Below are 20516 nucleotides of genomic sequence, written 5' to 3'. Positions count from 1 at the left end.
ATGAAAAACGTTGTAAATATTAACCGCACTTTATTCAGATAACAAAGACACAGCGCTCACTTCAACACGTTCATGTGCCAAATGATCTTGGCGTTCCTGCGCGTCTAAAATTTCATTGTTAATGAGACCTTTTTCAATTTCACGCAAGGCGATAACTGTCGGCTTATCGTTATCTTCCGGCACCAAGGGTTCGCGGGTATGTAACTGCAATTGTCTTGCACGACGAGCCGCAGTTAAAATCAAATCAAAACGGTTACCAATTTTTTCTACTGCATCTTGCACGGTGACACGAGCCATAAATTACTCCAGTTTGCTAAATCTAATGAATCTAAAGGGGCAATATGATACTAAAACTGCCTTTAGTTTGCCAGTAATTGTTCAATTAAGCCTTTGTTTTCTTGTTGTTGATGACGTGTTGTTAAACGCTCTGCGCGCAAAATAGCTTGTAAATCAACAAGTGCTTGTTCGAAATCATCGTTTACAATGACATAGTCATATTCGTCATAATGAGAGATTTCGCTCATGGCTTTTTCCATGCGGCCGGCAATGACTTCGGCAGAGTCTTGTCCACGTCCGATTAAGCGTTTTTCGAGTTCGCTTAATGAGGGCGGCAAAATAAAAATGCTTTTTACGTGAGGAACTTTTTCACGGATTTGTTGTGCCCCTTGCCAATCAATATCGAGAAACACATCAGTGCCTTTCGCTAAATTTTCTTCAATGGCAAACAAAGAGGTGCCGTAATAATTGCCCCCAAACACTTTGGCATATTCTAAGAATGCGTTTTGTTCGATTAAATTTTCGAACTCATTATGTGAAACAAAATAATAATGCACGCCTTCTTGCTCACCCGGGCGGGGGAGTCGAGTAGTATGTGATACGGAAACCATCATTTTATGGCTGTTGACACGTTTCAATAATGCGCTAATTAATGAAGATTTGCCGGCACCACTCGGTGCAGAAATAATGTATAAATTGCCTTGTAACATATTATTCTCTCATCGATAATTTAGCTTATTATGCCTCTAACCCAATAAAAAATCAGCAAAAGTGCGGTCGTTTTTAACAAAATTTTTGAGACGGCAGTCTTGTGTGTTTTTGAGAGGCGCATTCTCAAATTCAAGAAAGTATGTTATAATCCCCCTCAAAATTGGTAGAGAGAAAACAAACCTCCATGCCTATTTAACCTTTTTGTTTAACTTAAAAATATAAGGTGAAAACTTATGGCTATTAAAATTGGTATCAATGGTTTCGGTCGTATCGGCCGCATCGTGTTCCGTGCAGCACAACATCGTGATGACATTGAAGTGGTGGGTATCAACGACTTAATCGACGTTGAATACATGGCTTACATGTTAAAATATGATTCAACTCACGGTCGCTTTGATGGCACTGTTGAAGTAAAAGACGGCAACCTCGTGGTCAACGGCAAAACTATCCGTGTGACATCTGAACGTGATCCGGCAAATCTTAATTGGGGCGCTATCGGCGTTGATGTTGCTGTTGAAGCCACCGGTTTATTCTTAACCGATGAGACTGCTCGTAAACACATCACTGCCGGTGCGAAAAAAGTAGTTTTAACCGGTCCATCCAAAGACAGCACACCAATGTTTGTACGTGGTGTAAACTTTGATGCGTATAAAGGTCAAGACATCGTTTCTAACGCGTCTTGTACAACGAACTGTTTAGCGCCATTAGCCAAAGTGATCAACGATAAATTCGGTATCAAAGATGGTTTAATGACCACTGTTCACGCAACCACAGCAACACAAAAAACCGTTGATGGTCCATCTGCAAAAGACTGGCGCGGTGGTCGTGGTGCTTCCCAAAATATCATCCCATCTTCTACCGGTGCAGCTAAAGCAGTTGGTAAAGTTATCCCTGCATTAAACGGCAAATTAACCGGTATGGCGTTCCGTGTTCCTACACCAAACGTATCTGTTGTTGACTTAACTGTTAACCTTGAAAAACCGGCAACTTACGCTGAAATCTGTGCAGAATTAAAACGTGCTTCAGAGAACGAAATGAAAGGCGTTTTAGGCTATACTGAAGATGCTGTAGTTTCTACTGACTTCAATGGTTGTTCACTCACTTCTGTGTTTGACGCCGCTGCAGGTATCGCATTAACCGATACCTTCGTGAAACTTGTTTCTTGGTATGACAACGAAACCGGTTATTCTCACAAAGTATTAGACTTAGTTGCGCACGTTCACAACTACAAAGGCTAATTCTTTATCCTCAACATAAAAATAGCTCCCAATGGGAGCTATTTTTTTATGAATCATGCTAAAAGTGCGGTCGTTTTTCTATGTGTTTTTTGCAAAACCAAATACGCGAGAGAAAACCACTCCTACGCTTAATGAACTGTCGTCGTTAAGCGTGGTTGCAACAATGAATCTGAGAATCTGATTTACGACTGCGCTGCCGATAATCTTATTTGTAAACTCGCTTGCCAAAAATCGCCGTGCCGACGCGCACCATCGTAGAACCGCATTTAATCGCAGCTTGCATATCGTCGGTCATGCCCATGGATAAAGTATCAATTTGGGCATGAGGTAAAGCCTGCTGCAATCCTTCAAACAAGGTACACATTTGACGAAACGTTTGTTCCTGTTGCGCCACATCATCGGTAGGTTCAGGAATCGCCATTAAACCACGCAAACGTAAGTGCGGTAGATTTTCTACGTGTTTTGCTAAAGGCAAAATATCATCGGGTTGTACGCCGGATTTACTGGTTTCATTGCTGATATTCACTTGAATTAACACATTTAATGGTGCCTTGTGCGGTGGGCGTTGTTCATTTAAGCGGTCAGCGATTTTTGCACGCTCAAGGGTTTGCATCCAGTCAAAATATTCCGCCACCAAGCGGGTTTTGTTAGATTGTAGCGGGCCAATAAAATGCCATTCCAATTCAATCTGCTGTTGTTGGCAAAATTGAATTTTTTCAACGCCCTCTTGCACATAGTTTTCGCCAAATGCCATTTGACCCGCTTCGTACGCGGTTAAAATATCTTCAATCGGTTTAGTTTTAGAAACAGCAAGTAATTTGACCGCTCTTTGAGTCTCAGAATGACATTCGCATTGTGTAATTTGTTTCCGAATATGAGCAAGATTTTGCGCAATCATAAGGCGTCCTTGTAATAAAAATGGTGATTTATTTTACACCAACTAAAAAAGTTAGAAAATAATGCAAAATTCTCTGAATTCCGTTTGACAAGGATATGAAATTTCGGTATTTCTATATCCAATTTTTCACCATGTAAAATAAATTATGCGTCAACTTAACCGCACTATTATTATGTCAACCATCATGATTACCATTACGATGATTAATGGGGCGGGCTAGTGCGTTAAGAATAAGATTCATCAACCCGCTTCTTCTATAAAGCGGGTTTTTTTATGCAAACATTTTTATATATCATACTCAGGAGAATATCATGCGCGTATTAAAATTTGGCGGCACATCACTCGCCAATCCGGAACGGTTTTTGCAGGCTGCCGAGCTTATTGAGAAAGCCCATTTAGAGGAGCAGGCGGCAGGCGTGCTATCGGCACCGGCTAAAATCACCAATCATCTTGTTGCCCTTTCCGAAAAAGCCAGCTTAAATCAACCTACCGATTCCCATTTCAACGAAGCATTAGATATTTTCTATACCATCATTAACGGCTTACATGCCAAAAACAATAAGTTTGACCTTGCCGGCACCAAACAACTGATCGATCAAGAATTCCAACAAATTGCCTCTTTATTAGAACAAATTCGTGAAGCCGGTAAAGTGGAAGATGCGGTAAAGGCGACCATTGATTGCCGCGGCGAAAAACTCTCTATTGCAATGATGAAAGCTTGGTTTGAAGCCAATGGATATAGCGTACACGTTGTTGACCCGGTTAAACAATTATTGGCTCAAGGCAGTTATTTGGAATCGTCAGTTGATATTGAAGAATCCACCAAACGTGTGAATGCCAAAGCCATTGAAAAAGATTGTGTAGTGTTAATGGCAGGCTTTACTGCCGGCAATGATAAAGGTGAGTTGGTCTTGTTAGGCCGTAATGGTTCCGACTATTCCGCTGCCTGTTTGGCGGCCTGTTTAGGCGCTAGCGTCTGTGAAATTTGGACCGATGTTGACGGCGTTTATACTTGCGACCCTCGTTTAGTATTGGATGCACGTTTGTTGCCAAGCCTGTCTTATCGCGAAGCCATGGAGCTTTCCTACTTTGGTGCAAAAGTGATTCATCCACGCACTATCGGTCCGTTGGTACGTCCGAATATTCCATGTTTAATTAAAAATACCGGCAATCCAAGCGCACCCGGTTCTGTTATCGCCGGTGATATTAAATCTGAAGGCTTGCAGGTCAAAGGCATTACGAACTTAGATAACGTTGCCATGTTCAACGTTTCCGGTCCGGGAATGCAAGGCATGGTTGGTATGGCATCACGCGTATTCTCTGCCATGTCTAACGCCAATGTATCGGTGATTTTAATCACTCAATCTTCTTCCGAATACAGCATTAGTTTCTGTGTGCCGGTAAAATCTTTGGAGGTTGCACTCAAAGCATTAGAAACGGAATTTGAGCAAGAATTAAAAGCCCATCAATTAGATCCTATCGAAACGATTAAAGACCTTTCCATCATTTCAGTGGTGGGGGATGGAATGCGCCAAGCCAAAGGCATTGCCGCACGTTTCTTCTCTGCCTTAGCTCAAGCCAACATCAGTATTAATGCCATTGCACAAGGCTCTTCCGAGCGTTCTATTTCCGCTGTGGTTGCTCAAAATAAAGCGATTGAAGCGGTAAAAGCAACACATCAAGCCTTATTTAATAACAAAAAAATCGTGGAAGTTTTTCTCGTGGGCGTTGGCGGTGTCGGCGGTGAATTAATCGAGCAAATCAAACATCAGAAAGAGTATTTAGCCAAAAAAGACATTGAAATTCGTGTCTGCGCCTTAGCCAATTCCAATAAAATGTTATTAAACGAAAATGGCTTAAACCTAGACAATTGGCAAAAAGACTTGGAAAATGCCACCCAACCGTCTGATTTTGACGTGTTGTTGTCTTTCATTAAGTTACATCATGTTGTGAATCCGGTCTTTGTGGATTGCACATCGGCAGAATCCTTGGCGAGTTTATATGAACGTGCCTTGGCGGAAGGTTTCCATGTCGTTACGCCAAACAAAAAAGCGAATACCCGCGCCTTGGATTATTATCACAAACTGCGCGATTTAGCCCATAAAAACCAACGTAAATTCTTATACGAAACCAACGTAGGTGCAGGCTTACCGGTCATTGAGAACTTACAAAACTTATTAGCCGCCGGCGATGAAGTAGAACGTTTTGACGGGATTTTATCCGGTTCCCTTTCTTTTATTTTCGGTAAATTGGAAGAAGATTTGAGCCTTTCCCAAGCGACCGCACTTGCCCGCGAAAAAGGCTTCACCGAACCGGATCCGCGCGATGACTTATCTGGTCAGGATGTTGCCCGCAAATTGTTAATTCTTGCTCGTGAAAGCGGCTTAGAACTGGAATTGTCAGATGTCGAAGTCGAAGGCGTTCTTCCAAAAGGTTTTGCCGAGGGCAAATCTACTGAAGAATTTATGGCGATGTTGCCGCAATTGGATACCGAATTTGCTGCACGTGTCGAAAAAGCCGAAGCGGAAGAAAAAGTTTTACGTTATGTTGGACAAATTGAAAACGGCAAATGCAAAGTGTCTATCGTTGCCGTAGGCAAAGATGACCCGCTATACAAGGTCAAAAACGGTGAGAATGCGCTGGCATTTTACACTCGTTATTATCAACCGATTCCGCTATTATTACGCGGTTACGGTGCAGGTAATGCCGTCACTGCCGCCGGCATTTTTGCCGATATTTTAAGAACCTTAAAGCCCTAAACGGAGAATGTTATGCTAAGAGTCTATGCGCCGGCCTCCAGCGCCAATATCAGCGTCGGTTTCGATACCTTAGGTGCGGCAATTTCCCCGATTAACGGTTCATTATTAGGCGATGTGGTGCAAATCGAACCTATCGCCTCCGGTTTTGAGTTAGAAAGTGCGGGTTATTTTGTGCGTAAATTGCCAAAAGAGCCGCAAAAAAACATCGTTTATCAAGCCTATGTGTTATTCAGCGAACAGCTCAAATTACGTAACACAAAAGTCAAACCGCTACGCTTAACCTTAGAGAAAAATATGCCTATCGGTTCAGGCTTAGGATCCAGCGCCTGCTCTATCGTTGCCGCCTTGGTCGCGCTGAATAAATTCCATGACGAACCGTTTTCTAAAATGGAATTGTTAGAAATGATGGGCGAGTTGGAAGGACGCATTTCCGGCTCTATTCACTACGATAATGTGGCGCCTTGCTACTTGGGTGGCGTGCAATTTATGGTGCAATCGCTTGGTAACATTTGCCAAACCTTACCGTTTTTTGATCATTGGTATTGGGTCTTGGCGTATCCGGGTATTGAAGTGTCCACTGCAGAAGCCCGAGCAATTTTACCGAAAAGCTATACGCGCCAAGATGTTATTGCACATGGTCGTCATCTGGGTGGTTTCGTGCATGCTTGCCACACACAACAGGAAAATTTAGCCGCCATGATGATGAAAGACGTCATTGCCGAACCTTATCGTGAAGCCTTGTTGCCTAACTTTGCCGAAGTGAAACAAGCGACGCGTGATTTAGGGGCGTTAGCTACCGGAATTTCAGGTTCCGGCCCTACGATCTTTTCCATCGCACCGGACTTGCATATTGCCGGCAAACTTGCCACTTACCTTGAAAATCATTATTTACAAAACAACGAAGGCTTTGTGCACATTTGCAAAGTCGATAATGCCGGCGCGAGAGAGCTTGATTAAAACACCGAAAAAAATCACCGCACTTTTGTCTTAAAGGTGCCAAACAAAAGAACAGGTTTCACATGAATTTATACAACATCAAACACCCCGAAGAACAGGTCAATTTTGCCCAAGCCGTACGCCAAGGGTTAGGCAAAGATCAAGGCTTGTTTTTCCCAGAAAACATCCCGCATTTAAGCAATATTGATGAGCTGTTAGCATTGCCACTGGTTGAACGCAGCCAAAAAATTCTCGGCGCATTAATCGGCAATGAAATCCCACAGGTACAGCTTGAACAAATGGTACGCAATGCCTTTACTTTCCCGGCACCGGTTGCCAACGTGGAAGACAATATTTATGCACTGGAATTGTTCCATGGCCCGACCCTTGCTTTTAAAGACTTCGGCGGACGTTTTATGGCACAAGCCCTTGCGACTGTACGCGGTGACGGCAAAATCACGATTTTAACGGCAACCTCCGGTGACACTGGTGCGGCGGTCGCCCATGCATTCTATGGCTTAGAAAATATCGATGTGGTGATTTTATACCCGAAAGGTAAAATCAGCCCGTTGCAAGAAAAATTATTCTGTACCCTCGGCGGCAATATTCGCACCATCGCGATCAATGCCGATTTCGATGCCTGCCAAGCGTTAGTAAAACAAGCCTTTGATGATGCAGAACTACGCCAAGCTATAGGCTTAAACTCGGCGAACTCCATCAATATCAGCCGTTTATTGGCGCAGGTGTGCTATTACTTTGAAGCGGCAGCACAATTACCAAAAGAGAAACGTGAAAACTTGGTGGTTTCTGTGCCAAGTGGCAACTTCGGCAACCTCACAGCCGGATTAATCGCTAAAACCCTCGGTTTACCAATTAAACGTTTTATCGCTGCCACCAACGCCAACGACACAGTGCCGCGTTATTTACACAGCGGAAACTGGTCTCCAAATGCAACCGTGGCCACCCTTTCCAACGCCATGGACGTTTCTCGTCCAAACAACTGGCCTCGTGTGGAAGAATTGTTCAAACGCAATGGTTGGGCATTAAATGAGTTACATTCGGCTGCAATTTCCGATGCACAAACAGAAGACACGTTACGCGCCATGAACCAACTGGGTTATTTGTGCGAACCACACGGTGCGGTGGCTTATGAAGTGTTAAAACAGGATTTACAACCAGGTGAAACCGGCTTATTCCTATGCACAGCGCATCCGGCAAAATTTAAAGAATCCGTCGAACGTATTCTGGATTTAACACTGCCGCTACCGGAAGCGTTGGATAAACACAACAAACTGCCGTTGTTATCCGATGAAATGGAAAACGATTTTGCGCACTTAAGAGCTTATTTATTGAAATAAGGCGACAAAGTGCGGTGACAAAATTCAACGAATTTTAACCGCACTTTTCTTATCACGATGACAACACTAATCGCTTGGGGAAATATTCACACGCCCTTCCCCTTTCATGACATTCCAGCCGACCTTGTTCCGGCAAATTTGCTGACGTTAAGCCACAACAACCCGCGTATGCAACAACGTTGGCAATGTCGTCGTTTAGCGCATTTCTTGCTGTGGCAATTACTCAAAACAGCAGAAAAACCGACCGCACTTTTAGGACAAATTTCGCGAACAAAAAGCGACCGTCCGCAATTTCCTCCTTCTGAACTTGATTTTAATATCAGCCATTCCGGTGATTGGGTAGCAGTGATTTTGCACATCAGCCAACCAGGCGAAAAAAGTGCGGTTGGAATCGACATTGAATCGCCTAGCAAACAACGCCCTTATTTAGCCCTATTGGAACACTTTGCAAGCGCGGAAGAAATCAACTGGTTTCAACAACAAACTAACCCCAAATCTGCCTTTTACCGCATTTGGTGCCTGCGTGAAGCCGTGCTGAAATCCCAAGGCGTGGGTATCGCCAAATTATCAGAAGTCACACATCAGCCGGAAACCTTACACATTTTCTCGACGCATTGCCCCCGTGGACAGCTTTGTTTTACCGATGAACTTCCTTTTTATCTCGCCTTTTTTGTGAATCAAGAAAGCTCGATATTGCCTCAATGTTTTGTTTGGTCTGAGCATGCATTTGTTTCTCAGCAGATGCCAGATAGCGTTTGCTATAAGGTAAATTCATCAAACAAAATAGAAAAAATCCGATCGAGATCGCATATTTCAAAGGTATAACTAGCAACAGCCTTGCACTTCTTTAACGATGTCATTTTCTGTCACAGGATCAAAAAATGACAACACCTTCGGCATTATTATTACGTTTATTACAGATCCCAAAATTCGGCCCGTCAGCGGTGAATAAAATCATTAGTCAAATCGATATAACGGATTTACTGGATTACGATGAAGTCGCTTTCACACAAATTGGCTGGTCGCCTGCACAAATTCGCGCTTGGTTTCAACCGCAACAACGCTATATTGAACCTGCATTACAATGGGCGGAAGCTGAGGGCAACAGACTGTTAACCTGCCTCGAGCCGGATTATCCTTATCTCCTAAAACAAATCGAAAGCGCACCACCGATATTATTTGTCAAAGGAAATGTCGATAGCCTTGCCCAATCCCAAATTGCCATGGTCGGTAGTCGCCAATGTTCGCACTATGGCGAGTATTGGGCCAACTATTTTGCAACGGAATTAACCCTCAACGGTTTAACTATCACCAGTGGTTTAGCACTCGGGATTGACGGCATCTGCCATCAAGCGGCAGTAACCTTAAAACGCCCGACCGTTGCCGTATTAGGTAGCGGATTAGATAAAATTTACCCGACCCGACATCGAACACTGGCGCAACAAATTTTGGAATATCAGGGCGCATTAGTCTCCGAATTTCTACCATCACAACCGCCGATTGCGGAAAATTTTCCACGAAGAAACCGCATTATTAGCGGATTATCGATTGCCACATTAATTATTGAAGCCACGGAAAAAAGCGGTTCCTTAATTACCGCCCGTTATGCGTTGGAACAAAATAGAGAGATTTTTGCGCTCCCCGGCAATATTCAAAATGAATTTAGTCACGGTTGCCACAAGCTCATCAAACAAGGCGCCATGCTGGTAGAAAATATCCACGATATTTTAGACAATTTGCCTTTGCATTCCCCGACACCGTATCAGCAGGCAGTGCCATTCAGTCATGAGATAGACAAGCCAAAAGCGCCGCTTGACACATACGCGCCTCCAGCAGAGCCCCCAGCACACCCTGCGTTGTACCAAGCGATTGGACATACACCGATAAGCGCCGATGATCTCGCCACAAACTTAAAGATGCCGATAGAGCAGGTGTTGATTCAGCTGATGGAACTGGAATTACAGGATTTAATTTCTCAAAACAACGGGTTATATCAGCGCAATTAAAAGAGAAGATCACGGTTCGGATTAGGATATTCGTTAAAAATAGCGTCATTTTCTACCGCACTTTTCTTCTTTATAGCTCTTGAAATTTTACCTTCCGCACTTATATCTATAATGTTTTTAATTGATTCAACATAGGTAGGAAGAATATGAGTACAAATCAAGAAACCCGTGGCTTCCAATCGGAAGTCAAACAACTTCTCCAATTAATGATTCATTCTTTATATTCCAATAAAGAGATTTTCTTGCGCGAGCTGATTTCAAATGCCTCTGATGCGGCGGATAAATTGCGTTTCAAAGCCCTGTCTAATCCGGCTTTATATGAAGGTGACGGCGAATTACGTGTGCGCGTTAGTTTTGATGCGGATAAAGGCACGCTTACCATCAGCGATAACGGGATTGGGATGACCCGTGAACAAGTGATTGATCATTTGGGCACGATTGCCAAATCCGGAACAAAAGAATTTTTGACCGCACTTGGGCAAGATCAAGCGAAAGACAGTCAGCTTATCGGTCAATTCGGTGTGGGTTTCTATTCGGCGTTTATCGTTGCCGATAAAGTGACGGTGAAAACCCGTGCGGCAGGCGAGGCAACGGATAAAGGCGTGCTTTGGGAATCTGCCGGGGAAGGCGAGTATTCCGTGGCGGATATTGAGAAAAAATCCCGTGGCACTGACGTGATTTTACATTTACGTGAGGATGAAAAAGAATTCTTAAACGAATGGCGTTTGCGTGAAATTATCGGTAAATATTCCGATCATATTGGTCTGCCGGTGGAAATGCTTACCAAAGAATATGATGATGAAGGCAAAGAAATCGGTGAAAAATGGGAAAAAATCAATAAATCGGATGCCCTTTGGACACGTTCTAAAAACGACATCTCCGATGAAGAATATAAGGAATTTTATAAGCATTTAAGCCATGATTTTGCGGATCCGTTATTGTGGGCGCACAACAAAGTGGAAGGTAACCAAGAGTACACCAGTTTGCTTTATGTGCCGTCGAAAGCGCCTTGGGATTTATTTAACCGTGAACATAAACACGGCTTGAAACTCTATGTACAACGCGTGTTTATCATGGATGATGCGGAGCAATTCATGCCGAATTATCTGCGGTTCATGCGTGGTTTAATCGACAGCAATGATTTGCCGTTAAATGTGTCCCGTGAAATTTTGCAGGACAACAAAACCACAGCGGCGTTACGCAAAGCGTTAACCAAACGTTCGTTGCAAATGTTAGAGAAATTGGCGAAAGAGGATGCCGATAAATATCAGCAGTTCTGGAAAGAATTTGGCCTAGTGTTAAAAGAAGGCCCAGCGGAAGATTTTGGCAATAAAGAAACCATTGCGAAATTATTGCGTTTTGCCTCTACCCACAACGACAGCAGTGAACAAACCGTGTCATTAGAAGACTACGTTGCCCGCATGAAAGAAGGGCAAAAAGCCATCTATTACATCACGGCAGACAGTTATGTGGCGGCGAAAAACAGCCCGCACTTGGAATTGTTCAATAAAAAAGGCATTGAAGTCTTATTGCTTTCCGATCGTATTGACGAATGGATGTTAAGCTACTTAACGGAATTTGATGGCAAGTCGCTCCAAACTATCACCAAGGCCGATTTGGATTTAGGTGATTTGGCGGACAAAGAAGAAACCGAAGCGCAAAAAGAACAAGATAAAGCCTTTGATAGTTTTATTGAGCGCGTAAAAAACTTGCTGGGCGAACGCGTGAAAGAAGTACGTTTAACTCACCGCTTAACAGACACGCCGGCAGTGGTTTCCACCGGTAATGACCAAATGACTACGCAAATGGCAAAACTTTTTGCTGCCGCAGGTCAACCCGTACCGGAAGTGAAATACACCTTTGAACTTAACCCGGAACATCACTTGGTGAAAAAGGTAGCTGACATTGCTGATGAAGCGGAATTTGCCGATTGGGTAGAATTGTTGCTAGAGCAAGCCATGCTTGCAGAGCGCGGTTCGTTAGAAAATCCGGCGGCGTTTATTAAGCGCGTTAATAAGTTATTGGGTTAGTGATAAAAACGCCTTAGTGTCAAGTGATCTGACCCCAAAAAGTTAGACTGTTATTTAAAGGACTGCTTCCGATATTGTATTGGACTCAGTCCTTTTAATTTTAATTGGATTCGTTCTTCATTATAGTACCGCACATAATCATTGATAATCTTCTCAAGTTCATCAATGCTAGTAAACGATTTTCCGTGAAAACACTCCGTTTTCATTCGCCCAAAAAAGCTTTCCATTGCCGCATTATCCAAACAATTTCCTTTTCGCGACATACTTTGAGAAATCCTATTTTTCGCTAATAGACGTTGATAGCTAGGCATTTGATAATGAATTCCTTGGTCTGAATGTAATATCAAATTCGCATTTCTCGGCAATTTTTCCACCGCTTGTAACAGCATTTCTTGCACTAACATGCCATTGGGGTGACGACTTAACCCGTAAGCAATCAGCTCATTATTAAAGCAATCTAAAATCGGGGAAAAATAGAGCTTTTCGTCTTTCACTCTAAATTCGGTAATATCGGTCAGCCACTTCTCATTCGGTTTACTCGCGCTAAAATCCCGTTGTAACAAGTTCGGCGCAATTTTGCCTTGTTCACCTTTATATGAACTATATTTACGCTGTTTCTTCGTGCAAACTTGTAAACCCATTTCTTGAATCAAGCGTTGTACGCGCTTATGGTTCACTCCCACTAGCTTCGCACTCACTCGTCGATAGCCATAATTGGGCTCTGCCTGCTTAATATCACGAATTCGAGCTTTTAGTGTGCTATCTCTATCAGGTTTGGGGTGGCGATGATAGAAGAAGGTACTTCGCGCTAATTTCGCTATAGGCAAAAGTATCTCTAACGGATAATGCGCTCTCAAACTTTGGACTGTTTCTGCCGTTTGGCTTCGTCCCTCTTGATTATTTCGTCCAACTTTTTTAGAAAAGCCACCTCTGCTTCTAACTCCAGGATGCGTAGGCGTAAACGTTCTTCTTCTGTTTTGGGTGGTGGAGGCATTTTAGCGTATTTAGGTTTCATACTTGGGCGCCCTTTGGGTTTGGGGTGGAGCCCATTTATACCGTTTTTCCGAAAGGCTTTCAACCATTGACTAATGGTTCCACTATTAGCAATACCAAAGTAAAGCGCAGCATTTTCCATCGAAAATCCGCCGGAGAGAATGGATTGAACAACACTATGTTTAAATTCAGGAGAGTAAAGTCTTTTACGGTGTAATACCGCTAATCCATTAGTGCCTGAATATTTGTATTGTGCAATCCAATATCTAACGGTTTTTGACGCTAAGTTGAAATGCTTTAATGTGAAAGCAAGATTTTCGTGATGTTCGAAATAGAAATTCACGACTTGTTGTTTGAAAAGTTGATTGTATTTAGTCATAAAAAAATCTGCACCTTAATCAGTTAGAAGATTAGTCTAACTTTTGGGGTGCAGATCAAAGCTGAGGCGTTTTTTTTATATTAAAAATCCAGTTGTTCCGCTTTAATACCCAACGCCGTCGCGACTTTGGTTCGCACTGTTTGGGTTAACTGCTCCGCATTTTCATGTTGTGAGTAAGCGGATTGACTGATTCCCATTCGAGCAGCCACTTCTGATTGCGTCAATCCCAAATATTCACGCCATGCTCGTGCTGCAGAATAGTTATGATCAAAACTGAGATCGACGACTTCAGCCGGCACACCATCATCAAGGCTTAAATGAGGTTGCTCAAATTTCAGTTGAAATTCGTGGTAAGGGACGAGGACATAAGCCGGCATGCCTTGTAAGTCATTGATAATCTGATAATTAGTATGTGTTTTCATCTCGTTTTTTCACCTCTTCAATATGAATAACATAAACCTCACCATCGGCACCTGTATTAAAAAAGACACGATAATTGCCTACTCGCAGGCGGTATTGGTACGGGTGGTTGGTAAGCGATTTTATATTTTGGCAATTGGGGAAAGCGGATAACCCACGGCATTTCTCACGGATTTGTGTGGCCTGTTCCCGTTGAATTTTTTTGAGTTGTTTAATTGCCTTTGTTTTATAAATAACTTGATACATTTAAGAGTCCTTGCTTCAAGATTATAAGTATTTTATAAGTTATTTATAATTAAAGATAGTGTTTTTCAAGTTAAGATTTCGCTTGATTTACGCTACAATTTCTCAGCGATTAATTATTATTGAGGAAATTTTATGATCACCGTTTACGGCATTAAAAACTGCGACACCGTGAAGAAAGCATTGAAATGGCTTGCGGATCACAACATCGAACATAAACTCCATGACTATCGAGTGGACGGTTTGGATAAGTCTTTTTTACAGCAAGCCGAAGCGCAATTCGGTTGGGAAAATTTGGTGAATAAACGTAGCACGACTTGGCGCAATCTCGATGAAGAGGTGAAAAAAACGTTGTCAAAATCCACCGCACTTTCTGTCTTGGCAGACAATCCGACCTTAATTAAACGCCCGATTATTTTGCAAGAGGGGAAGGCATTGATTGGTTTTGATGAAAAAGAATATCAAGCTGTTTTTGCCTAAAGTGCGGTGATTTTTTCAGGAGTTTTTATGAACGAAAAAGTGATTTCTCTCGCACAGGCGTTAATCCGCCGCCCCTCCATCAGCCCGAATGACGAAGGCTGTCAGCAACTGATTGCCGAACGTTTAGAAAAATTAGGCTTTCAAATTGAATGGATGCCGTTTAATGACACCTTAAATTTATGGGCAAAGCATGGTGTTGGTGAGCCTGTGATTGCCTTTGCAGGGCATACGGATGTGGTGCCAACAGGGGATGAAAGCCAATGGACGTATCCGCCGTTTTCTGCCGAAATTATGGATGGCGTGCTTTACGGACGTGGCGCAGCGGATATGAAAGGATCGCTGGCAGCTATGATTGTGGCAGCGGAAGAATATGTGAAAGCCAACCCGAATCATGCCGGCACAATCGCTTTGTTGATTACATCCGATGAAGAAGCGGCTGCGAAAGATGGCACGGTGCGCGTGGTGGACACCTTGATGGCGCGCGGTGAAAAAATCACTTATTGCATGGTGGGCGAGCCGTCCAGTTCGAAAACCTTGGGTGATGTGGTCAAAAATGGTCGTCGCGGTTCGATTACGGGCAACCTCTATATTCAAGGCGTTCAAGGCCATGTGGCATATCCGCATTTGGCGGAAAATCCGATTCACAAAGCCGCGCCATTCCTACAAGAGTTGACAACCTATCAGTGGGACAACGGCAATGAATTTTTCCCGCCCACCAGTTTGCAAATCGCCAATATTCATGCCGGTACGGGCAGCAATAACGTGATTCCGGGCGAGCTTTACGTGCAATTTAATTTGCGTTATTGCACGGAAGTTACCGATGAAATCATCAAGCAAAAAGTCGCTGAAATGCTGGAAAAGCATGGATTGAAATACCGCATTGAGTGGAATCTTTCCGGCAAACCGTTTTTAACCAAACCGGGTAAATTATTAGATGCGTTAACCGCCGCTATTGAACAAACCACAGGCATTACGCCACAAGCGGAAACCGGTGGCGGTACCTCTGACGGTCGCTTTATTGCGTTGATGGGGGCTGAAGTGGTGGAATTTGGGCCGCTTAATACGACTATTCATAAAGTCAATGAGTGTGTGAGCGTAGATGATCTCGCCAAGTGCGGTCAGATTTATCATCAAATGTTAGTCAATTTATTGGACAAATAAGATGAAATTAACCCCTGACATGTTGACCGGCAAATCGCGGGAACATTTGGTGAGTTTGCCAACACCGCATTCGCCGAACCATTTTTTGCAGGCGGAAGCGGCAAAAGCCTTTCAAGGCTTGCAACAAAGTGCGGTCAAAAATGGCTTTAATTTACAACCCGCCAGCAGTTTTCGTGATTTTGCGCGCCAACAACTTATTTGGAACGGCAAATTTAACGGTGAACGTAAAGTGCACGATGATGCAGGCAATGCGTTAGATTTGACCCAATTGGACGATTGGCAAAAAGCGCAAGCGATTTTACGTTGGTCAGCGCTACCGGGGGCGAGCCGTCATCATTGGGGCACGGAAATTGATATTTTCGATCCCGATTTATTGCCGCAAGGTCAATCCTTACAGCTTGAGCCTTGGGAATATGAAAAAGGCGGTTATTTCTTTGAACTGAGTGAATTTCTCACTGAAAACCTACCGCACTTTGATTTTAGTTTGCCTTTTATACAAATGCCGGCAGAGAAAAAAATCGGGCGTGAGCCTTGGCATATTAGTTACATGCCATTGGCTGAACAAGCGGCAAAAACATTTACGCCGGCGGTGTTGTTGAAGGCGTGGGAAAATGAAGAAATTGCGGGGAAAAACATGTTAACCGCACATTTACCAGAGATTTTTGCACAATTTTTTATTTAGCAATAAAGCTGATATTCATTGTTTCGATACCTTATTAGGCTTGAGAGAATGAAAATAATGTAGCTAAGTGGTAACAGTCCATTCTTCTCTTTTTGTTTTTATTGAAAAAAAGTAGGCATAGTGCCTACTTTTTATATTTAATTACAACGCCTCAATCGCCTTATACTGCTCACGAATTTTTTCTAATCCGGATTGGTATTCGGCTTGTTTTTCGCGTTCTTTGGCGATAACCGCTTCCGGGGCTTTGGCGACGAAGGCTTCGTTGCTGAGTTTGCTTTCAATGCGTTTAACTTCGTTTTGATATTTTTCAATCTCTTTGGTTAAACGGGCAAGCTCGGCTTCTTTGTTGATGAAACCCGCCATCGGCACGAGGATTTCGGTATTGCCGACTAACTTCGCCACCGCTAACGGTGCTTGTTCGCCCTCTTTAAGCACGCTGACATTGTCTAACTTCGCCATGGCTTGTAAAAGTGCGGCCTGTTTTTCCAGGATTTTTTGCTCATCAGCCGGAATATTACGGAATAACAGATCAAGGCCTTTACTTGGTGCAATATTGCTCTCTGCACGGATGTTACGCACGGCAACAATTACTTCTTTGAGCCAATTAATCTCTGTTTCCGCCTCGGCATCAAAGGCGTTTTCTTCCACTTGTGGGAAAGGTTGTAACATAATGCTGTCTGCGGTGATGCCCACAAAGCCTTTCACTTTTTGCCAAATTTCTTCAGTAATAAATGGCATGAGTGGATGCGCTAAGCGCAACAATTTTTCCAAAACCTGAACCAAAGTCTGGCTTGCCGCACGAATTTGCGCAGCGCTGCCGTTGGCAAATACCGGTTTGGTGAGTTCCAAATACCAGTCGCAGAATTGGTTCCAAGTGAATTCATAAATCGCATTGGCACAAAGGTCGAAACGGTATTGGCTTAATGCGCTGCGGAAAGTTTCTACTGTGCGATTGAATTCAGATTGAATCCAACGATCTGCCACAGAGAATTCAATTTCGCCTTGGCTTAAATCTAATTTTTCATTCGTTAAGACGAAACGGCTCGCATTCCACAATTTATTACAGAAGTTGCGGTAGCCTTCTAGGCGTTTCATATCCCAGTTGATATCGCGACCGTTTGAGGCCAGTGCGGCTAGTGTAAAGCGCAATGCGTCTGTGCCGTGTGCAGCAATGCCGTCCGCAAATTCTTTGCGGGTTGCTTTGGCAATTTTCTCTGCTAATTGCGGCTGCATCATGTTGCCAGTGCGTTTTTCAAGTAAATCTTCAAGGCTGATACCGTCAATCATATCAATTGGGTCAAGCACGTTACCTTTTGATTTCGACATTTTTTGGCCTTGCTCATCACGGATCAAGCCTGTTACATACACCGTTTTGAATGGTACTTGTGGTTTGCCATTTTCATCTTTCACAAAGTGCATCGTAAACATAATCATACGCGCAACCCAGAAGAAGATGATGTCAAAACCTGTGATTAACACATCCGTTGGATGGAACATTTTGAGTTCTTTGGTTTGCTCTGGCCAACCTAAGGTAGAGAACGTCCATAAGCCTGATGAGAACCATGTGTCTAATACATCTTCATCTTGTTTGAGTTCAACCGCAGAATCCAAGCTGTATTTTGACCGCACTTCGGCTTCGTTGCGCGCGACATAAACGTTGCCTTCCGCGTCATACCACGCTGGAATACGGTGTCCCCACCAAAGTTGGCGAGAGATACACCAATCTTGAATATCACGCATCCAAGAGAAGTAAAGGTTTTCATATTGTTTCGGTACGAATTGAATTTCGCCGTCTTCTACCGCTTTAATTGCTACATCAGCAAGCGGTTTCACGCTCACATACCATTGGTCGGTTAACATCGGCTCAATTGGCACGCCACCACGGTCGCCATAAGGCACTTTCAAATCGTGTGGTTTGATTTCGTCTAATAAACCCAGCGCTTCAAAATCTGCCACGATTTTCTTACGGGCAATAAAACGCTCTAAGCCACGATAATCAGCCGGAATTGTCGCTTCATAGCCAGCAAGCGGTTTACCGTCAGTACCGATAATTTCCGCTTCATCACGAATATCCGCATTTAAGGTTAATACGTTAACCATCGGCAAGCTGTGACGTTTACCCACTTCGTAGTCGTTAAAGTCGTGCGCAGGGGTAATTTTCACGACACCGGTACCGAATTCACGATCTACATATTCATCGGCAATAATCGGAATTTCACGGTTTGCCAATGGCAGAACCACTGTTTTACCAATTAAAGATTGATAACGTTCATCTTCCGGATGCACCGCCACCGCCGTATCGCCCAACATGGTTTCCGGACGCGTGGTTGCTACCACTAAGTAATCTTTGCCATCCGCCGTTTTCGCACCGTTTGCTAACGGATAACGGAAATGCCAAAGCGAACCTTTGCTCTCTTTGTTTTCTACTTCTAAATCGGAAATCGCGGTGTGGAGTTTTGGATCCCAGTTTACCAAGCGTTTGCCACGGTAAATCAAACCTTCTTCATGCAAGCGAACAAACACTTCTTTTACCGCGTTAGATAAACCATCGTCCATAGTGAAACGCTCACGTTCCCAGTCGATTGAGTTACCTAAACGACGCATTTGTTGGCTAATTGTGCCGCCTGAATAGGCTTTCCAATCCCAAATTTTGTTGATGAACGCCTCACGACCATAATCGTGGCGGGTTTTACCTTCTTCTGCTGCGATTTTACGTTCCACCACCATTTGAGTCGCGATCCCCGCGTGGTCTGTCCCTGCTTGCCATAAGGTGTTATGCCCTTCCATACGGTTAAAACGGATCAAGGTATCCATTAAGGTTTGTTGGAAAGCATGCCCCATGTGTAGAGAACCCGTTACATTCGGTGGCGGAATCGCAATGCAATAGCTCGGCGCATTTTCATTTTCAGACGGTTTAAAATAACCGCTCTCTTCCCAATGTTGATAAAGGGCTTGTTCTACTGCAGACGGATTAAAACGGTCTGCCATTTCGAATTTTTGTGTCATTATTGTTCTCTTTATTGCATAAAATAAGTACTATAAAAATACAGATGTTAAACTAAAATCCAGAGGCTAAATCATGAAAAAAACGCTTAGTCTCATCAGAGTTATCAAATGGTAGATATGTGGCACCTCTAACTAGAATAATACTTTCATCATCCAACTCTAAAAAGGTATACAGTTGATAAAATATACCAATAACATTTCTATTAAACTGAAACTCTGGATTTTTCCTTTCAAAATCAATCAATAATTCATTGAATTTGAACTCTAAAGCGCTAGATAGTAGTGTTATTGCAACGTTCCTAAAGTTGGGATTTCCTATAAAGTTAGCCCCATTTAGCTCTAGATGATATTTTTTAAAGAAAGATATTATAGGAGCTAATAACTCTAGATACTCATTACTTTTAAAAATATCCGTAAAATCTAAAGCTATAAATGCCTTAATGTCGCGTTTTAAATTAGAAATTTGATTATTTGCATCTTTTATATTTTTTTCAAATTTCTTATATGAATGAAGTTTTTTACATTCAATAAAAAGGTTATCATTAATAACAATGTCAGTAGGGGAAAGAAGATTCTTACTACATCCATCAGGAAAACGACTGGCCATATCTATTTCAAAAAAATAATTTTCTGATTGATGACTATCATCTAATATATTATAAGGACCCGAAATTAAATGAGAGATGGTATCTTCTTTTATAGATATAATATTATCTCTAACAAATTCCAATATTCTATTGTAATGATATAGTTTTGAGAAAATTGGAATCAATTGTTTAGCATCTTGATTTTTTCTATTTTTTACCTCTTTTAACCATAAATAAAACTTTGACTTTTTTATGTTTTTAAAAACAGAAATTCCCTCAAGCTCAGAAACCAGTTTCTCAGCGTCTTGAAGAAGATAACTGAGGTTAGATGAATTCACAATAATCATTACACC

At 42.8% G+C, this 20516-nt stretch carries 18 protein-coding genes; 10 read left to right on the top strand and 8 right to left on the bottom strand.

Annotated elements, in window-relative coordinates:
• Positions 1–30 precede the first annotated feature (30 nt).
• A complete protein-coding gene (gene rpoZ / locus Q0203_RS03915; protein ID WP_021615632.1) occupies positions 31–297 on the bottom strand; it encodes a DNA-directed RNA polymerase subunit omega in 267 nt (88 codons plus the stop codon).
• A gap of 62 nt (positions 298–359) precedes the next feature.
• On the bottom strand, positions 360–986 hold the full coding sequence (gmk, locus tag Q0203_RS03910) for a guanylate kinase (RefSeq protein ID WP_297929701.1): 627 nt from the start codon (positions 984–986) through the stop codon (positions 360–362).
• Positions 987–1220: 234 nt separating this feature from the next.
• Between gmk and gap the strand changes: the two genes are divergently transcribed.
• Positions 1221–2225: a type I glyceraldehyde-3-phosphate dehydrogenase gene (gene gap, locus Q0203_RS03905; RefSeq protein WP_021615630.1), complete on the top strand. Its 1005-nt coding sequence runs from the start codon at positions 1221–1223 to the stop codon at positions 2223–2225.
• Positions 2226–2430: 205 nt separating this feature from the next.
• Here the strand turns inward: gap and Q0203_RS03900 are convergent, their stop codons facing one another.
• Positions 2431–3123: a YggS family pyridoxal phosphate-dependent enzyme gene (locus tag Q0203_RS03900; RefSeq protein ID WP_297929698.1), complete on the bottom strand. Its 693-nt coding sequence runs from the start codon at positions 3121–3123 to the stop codon at positions 2431–2433.
• 311 nt (positions 3124–3434) lie between these two features.
• On the opposite strand from Q0203_RS03900, the gene thrA reads away from it, so the two are divergent.
• From thrA to htpG, 6 genes are all read left to right on the top strand, one after another.
• On the top strand, positions 3435–5882 hold the full coding sequence (thrA, locus tag Q0203_RS03895; protein WP_297929696.1) for a bifunctional aspartate kinase/homoserine dehydrogenase I: 2448 nt from the start codon (positions 3435–3437) through the stop codon (positions 5880–5882).
• A gap of 12 nt (positions 5883–5894) precedes the next feature.
• Positions 5895–6839: a homoserine kinase gene (gene thrB / locus Q0203_RS03890; RefSeq protein ID WP_297929694.1), complete on the top strand. Its 945-nt coding sequence runs from the start codon at positions 5895–5897 to the stop codon at positions 6837–6839.
• Between the two features lie 62 nt (positions 6840–6901).
• Positions 6902–8176 (top strand): threonine synthase, encoded by a 1275-nt coding sequence (gene thrC, locus Q0203_RS03885; protein ID WP_297929693.1) that lies wholly within the window; start codon positions 6902–6904, stop codon positions 8174–8176.
• A gap of 57 nt (positions 8177–8233) precedes the next feature.
• A complete protein-coding gene (locus Q0203_RS03880; protein ID WP_297929691.1) occupies positions 8234–9001 on the top strand; it encodes a 4'-phosphopantetheinyl transferase superfamily protein in 768 nt (255 codons plus the stop codon).
• A gap of 56 nt (positions 9002–9057) precedes the next feature.
• The gene (gene dprA, locus Q0203_RS03875; protein WP_297929689.1) at positions 9058–10182 is read left to right on the top strand and encodes a DNA-processing protein DprA; all 1125 of its coding nucleotides are present in this window, start codon (positions 9058–9060) and stop codon (positions 10180–10182) included.
• A 146-nt stretch (positions 10183–10328) separates the two neighbouring features.
• Complete coding sequence (htpG, locus tag Q0203_RS03870; RefSeq protein WP_297929687.1) at positions 10329–12212, top strand: molecular chaperone HtpG; 1884 nt, start codon at positions 10329–10331, stop codon at positions 12210–12212.
• A 50-nt stretch (positions 12213–12262) separates the two neighbouring features.
• On the opposite strand, the gene Q0203_RS03865 is transcribed toward htpG, so the two are convergent.
• From Q0203_RS03865 to Q0203_RS03855, 3 genes are all read right to left on the bottom strand, one after another.
• Positions 12263–13584 (bottom strand): IS3 family transposase gene (locus Q0203_RS03865; RefSeq protein ID WP_297929685.1). Its coding sequence is split into 2 segments (ribosomal slippage): positions 12263–13092 and positions 13092–13584, totalling 1323 coding nucleotides; the frame shifts between segments, so codons are not numbered across the junction.
• 80 nt (positions 13585–13664) lie between these two features.
• Positions 13665–14006: a helix-turn-helix transcriptional regulator gene (locus tag Q0203_RS03860; RefSeq protein ID WP_297929683.1), complete on the bottom strand. Its 342-nt coding sequence runs from the start codon at positions 14004–14006 to the stop codon at positions 13665–13667.
• On the bottom strand, positions 13990–14250 hold the full coding sequence (locus tag Q0203_RS03855; RefSeq protein ID WP_297929682.1) for a type II toxin-antitoxin system RelE/ParE family toxin: 261 nt from the start codon (positions 14248–14250) through the stop codon (positions 13990–13992). Before Q0203_RS03855 ends, Q0203_RS03860 begins: the two co-directional genes overlap by 17 nt.
• A 132-nt stretch (positions 14251–14382) precedes the next feature.
• On the opposite strand from Q0203_RS03855, the gene Q0203_RS03850 reads away from it, so the two are divergent.
• From Q0203_RS03850 to Q0203_RS03840, 3 genes are read left to right on the top strand one after another with little or no spacing between them, the layout of a single operon-like run.
• A complete protein-coding gene (locus Q0203_RS03850) occupies positions 14383–14727 on the top strand; it encodes an ArsC family reductase (protein ID WP_297929680.1) in 345 nt (114 codons plus the stop codon).
• A 27-nt stretch (positions 14728–14754) separates the two neighbouring features.
• The gene (dapE, locus tag Q0203_RS03845; protein WP_297929679.1) at positions 14755–15888 is read left to right on the top strand and encodes a succinyl-diaminopimelate desuccinylase; all 1134 of its coding nucleotides are present in this window, start codon (positions 14755–14757) and stop codon (positions 15886–15888) included.
• A gap of 1 nt (position 15889) precedes the next feature.
• Positions 15890–16570 carry a M15 family metallopeptidase gene (locus Q0203_RS03840; RefSeq protein ID WP_297929677.1) on the top strand — a complete coding sequence of 227 codons (681 nt, stop codon included), beginning with the start codon at positions 15890–15892 and terminating at the stop codon, positions 16568–16570.
• Positions 16571–16711: 141 nt separating this feature from the next.
• Here Q0203_RS03840 and Q0203_RS03835 read toward each other — a convergent pair whose 3' ends face one another.
• Positions 16712–19576, bottom strand: coding sequence for a valine--tRNA ligase (locus tag Q0203_RS03835; RefSeq protein WP_297929675.1), 2865 nt, complete (start codon positions 19574–19576; stop codon positions 16712–16714).
• A gap of 52 nt (positions 19577–19628) precedes the next feature.
• The gene (locus Q0203_RS03830; protein ID WP_297929673.1) at positions 19629–20510 is read right to left on the bottom strand and encodes a hypothetical protein; all 882 of its coding nucleotides are present in this window, start codon (positions 20508–20510) and stop codon (positions 19629–19631) included.
• Positions 20511–20516: the final 6 nt, after the last annotated feature.

The organism is uncultured Aggregatibacter sp. (assembly GCF_938046485.1).
GTDB lineage: Bacteria > Pseudomonadota > Gammaproteobacteria > Enterobacterales > Pasteurellaceae > Aggregatibacter.
Note: the sequence above shows the minus strand (reverse complement) of the source record. Positions and strands in the feature narration are given on the sequence as shown.

What these genes read in the sequence shown, in the direction of transcription:
- htpG (WP_297929687.1), top strand. Translation starts at nt 10,329, where the DNA reads ATGAGTACAAATCAAGAAACCCGTGGCTTCCAATCGGAAGTCAAACAA.
- Q0203_RS03860 (WP_297929683.1), bottom strand. Translation starts at nt 14,006, where the DNA reads ATGAAAACACATACTAATTATCAGATTATCAATGACTTACAAGGCATG.
- thrC (WP_297929693.1), top strand. Translation starts at nt 6,902, where the DNA reads ATGAATTTATACAACATCAAACACCCCGAAGAACAGGTCAATTTTGCC.
- Q0203_RS03880 (WP_297929691.1), top strand. Translation starts at nt 8,234, where the DNA reads ATGACAACACTAATCGCTTGGGGAAATATTCACACGCCCTTCCCCTTT.
- Q0203_RS03840 (WP_297929677.1), top strand. Translation starts at nt 15,890, where the DNA reads ATGAAATTAACCCCTGACATGTTGACCGGCAAATCGCGGGAACATTTG.
- dprA (WP_297929689.1), top strand. Translation starts at nt 9,058, where the DNA reads ATGACAACACCTTCGGCATTATTATTACGTTTATTACAGATCCCAAAA.
- Q0203_RS03900 (WP_297929698.1), bottom strand. Translation starts at nt 3,123, where the DNA reads ATGATTGCGCAAAATCTTGCTCATATTCGGAAACAAATTACACAATGC.
- Q0203_RS03830 (WP_297929673.1), bottom strand. Translation starts at nt 20,510, where the DNA reads ATGATTATTGTGAATTCATCTAACCTCAGTTATCTTCTTCAAGACGCT.
- gap (WP_021615630.1), top strand. Translation starts at nt 1,221, where the DNA reads ATGGCTATTAAAATTGGTATCAATGGTTTCGGTCGTATCGGCCGCATC.
- thrA (WP_297929696.1), top strand. Translation starts at nt 3,435, where the DNA reads ATGCGCGTATTAAAATTTGGCGGCACATCACTCGCCAATCCGGAACGG.
- rpoZ (WP_021615632.1), bottom strand. Translation starts at nt 297, where the DNA reads ATGGCTCGTGTCACCGTGCAAGATGCAGTAGAAAAAATTGGTAACCGT.
- gmk (WP_297929701.1), bottom strand. Translation starts at nt 986, where the DNA reads ATGTTACAAGGCAATTTATACATTATTTCTGCACCGAGTGGTGCCGGC.
- Q0203_RS03855 (WP_297929682.1), bottom strand. Translation starts at nt 14,250, where the DNA reads ATGTATCAAGTTATTTATAAAACAAAGGCAATTAAACAACTCAAAAAA.
- Q0203_RS03835 (WP_297929675.1), bottom strand. Translation starts at nt 19,576, where the DNA reads ATGACACAAAAATTCGAAATGGCAGACCGTTTTAATCCGTCTGCAGTA.
- thrB (WP_297929694.1), top strand. Translation starts at nt 5,895, where the DNA reads ATGCTAAGAGTCTATGCGCCGGCCTCCAGCGCCAATATCAGCGTCGGT.
- dapE (WP_297929679.1), top strand. Translation starts at nt 14,755, where the DNA reads ATGAACGAAAAAGTGATTTCTCTCGCACAGGCGTTAATCCGCCGCCCC.
- Q0203_RS03850 (WP_297929680.1), top strand. Translation starts at nt 14,383, where the DNA reads ATGATCACCGTTTACGGCATTAAAAACTGCGACACCGTGAAGAAAGCA.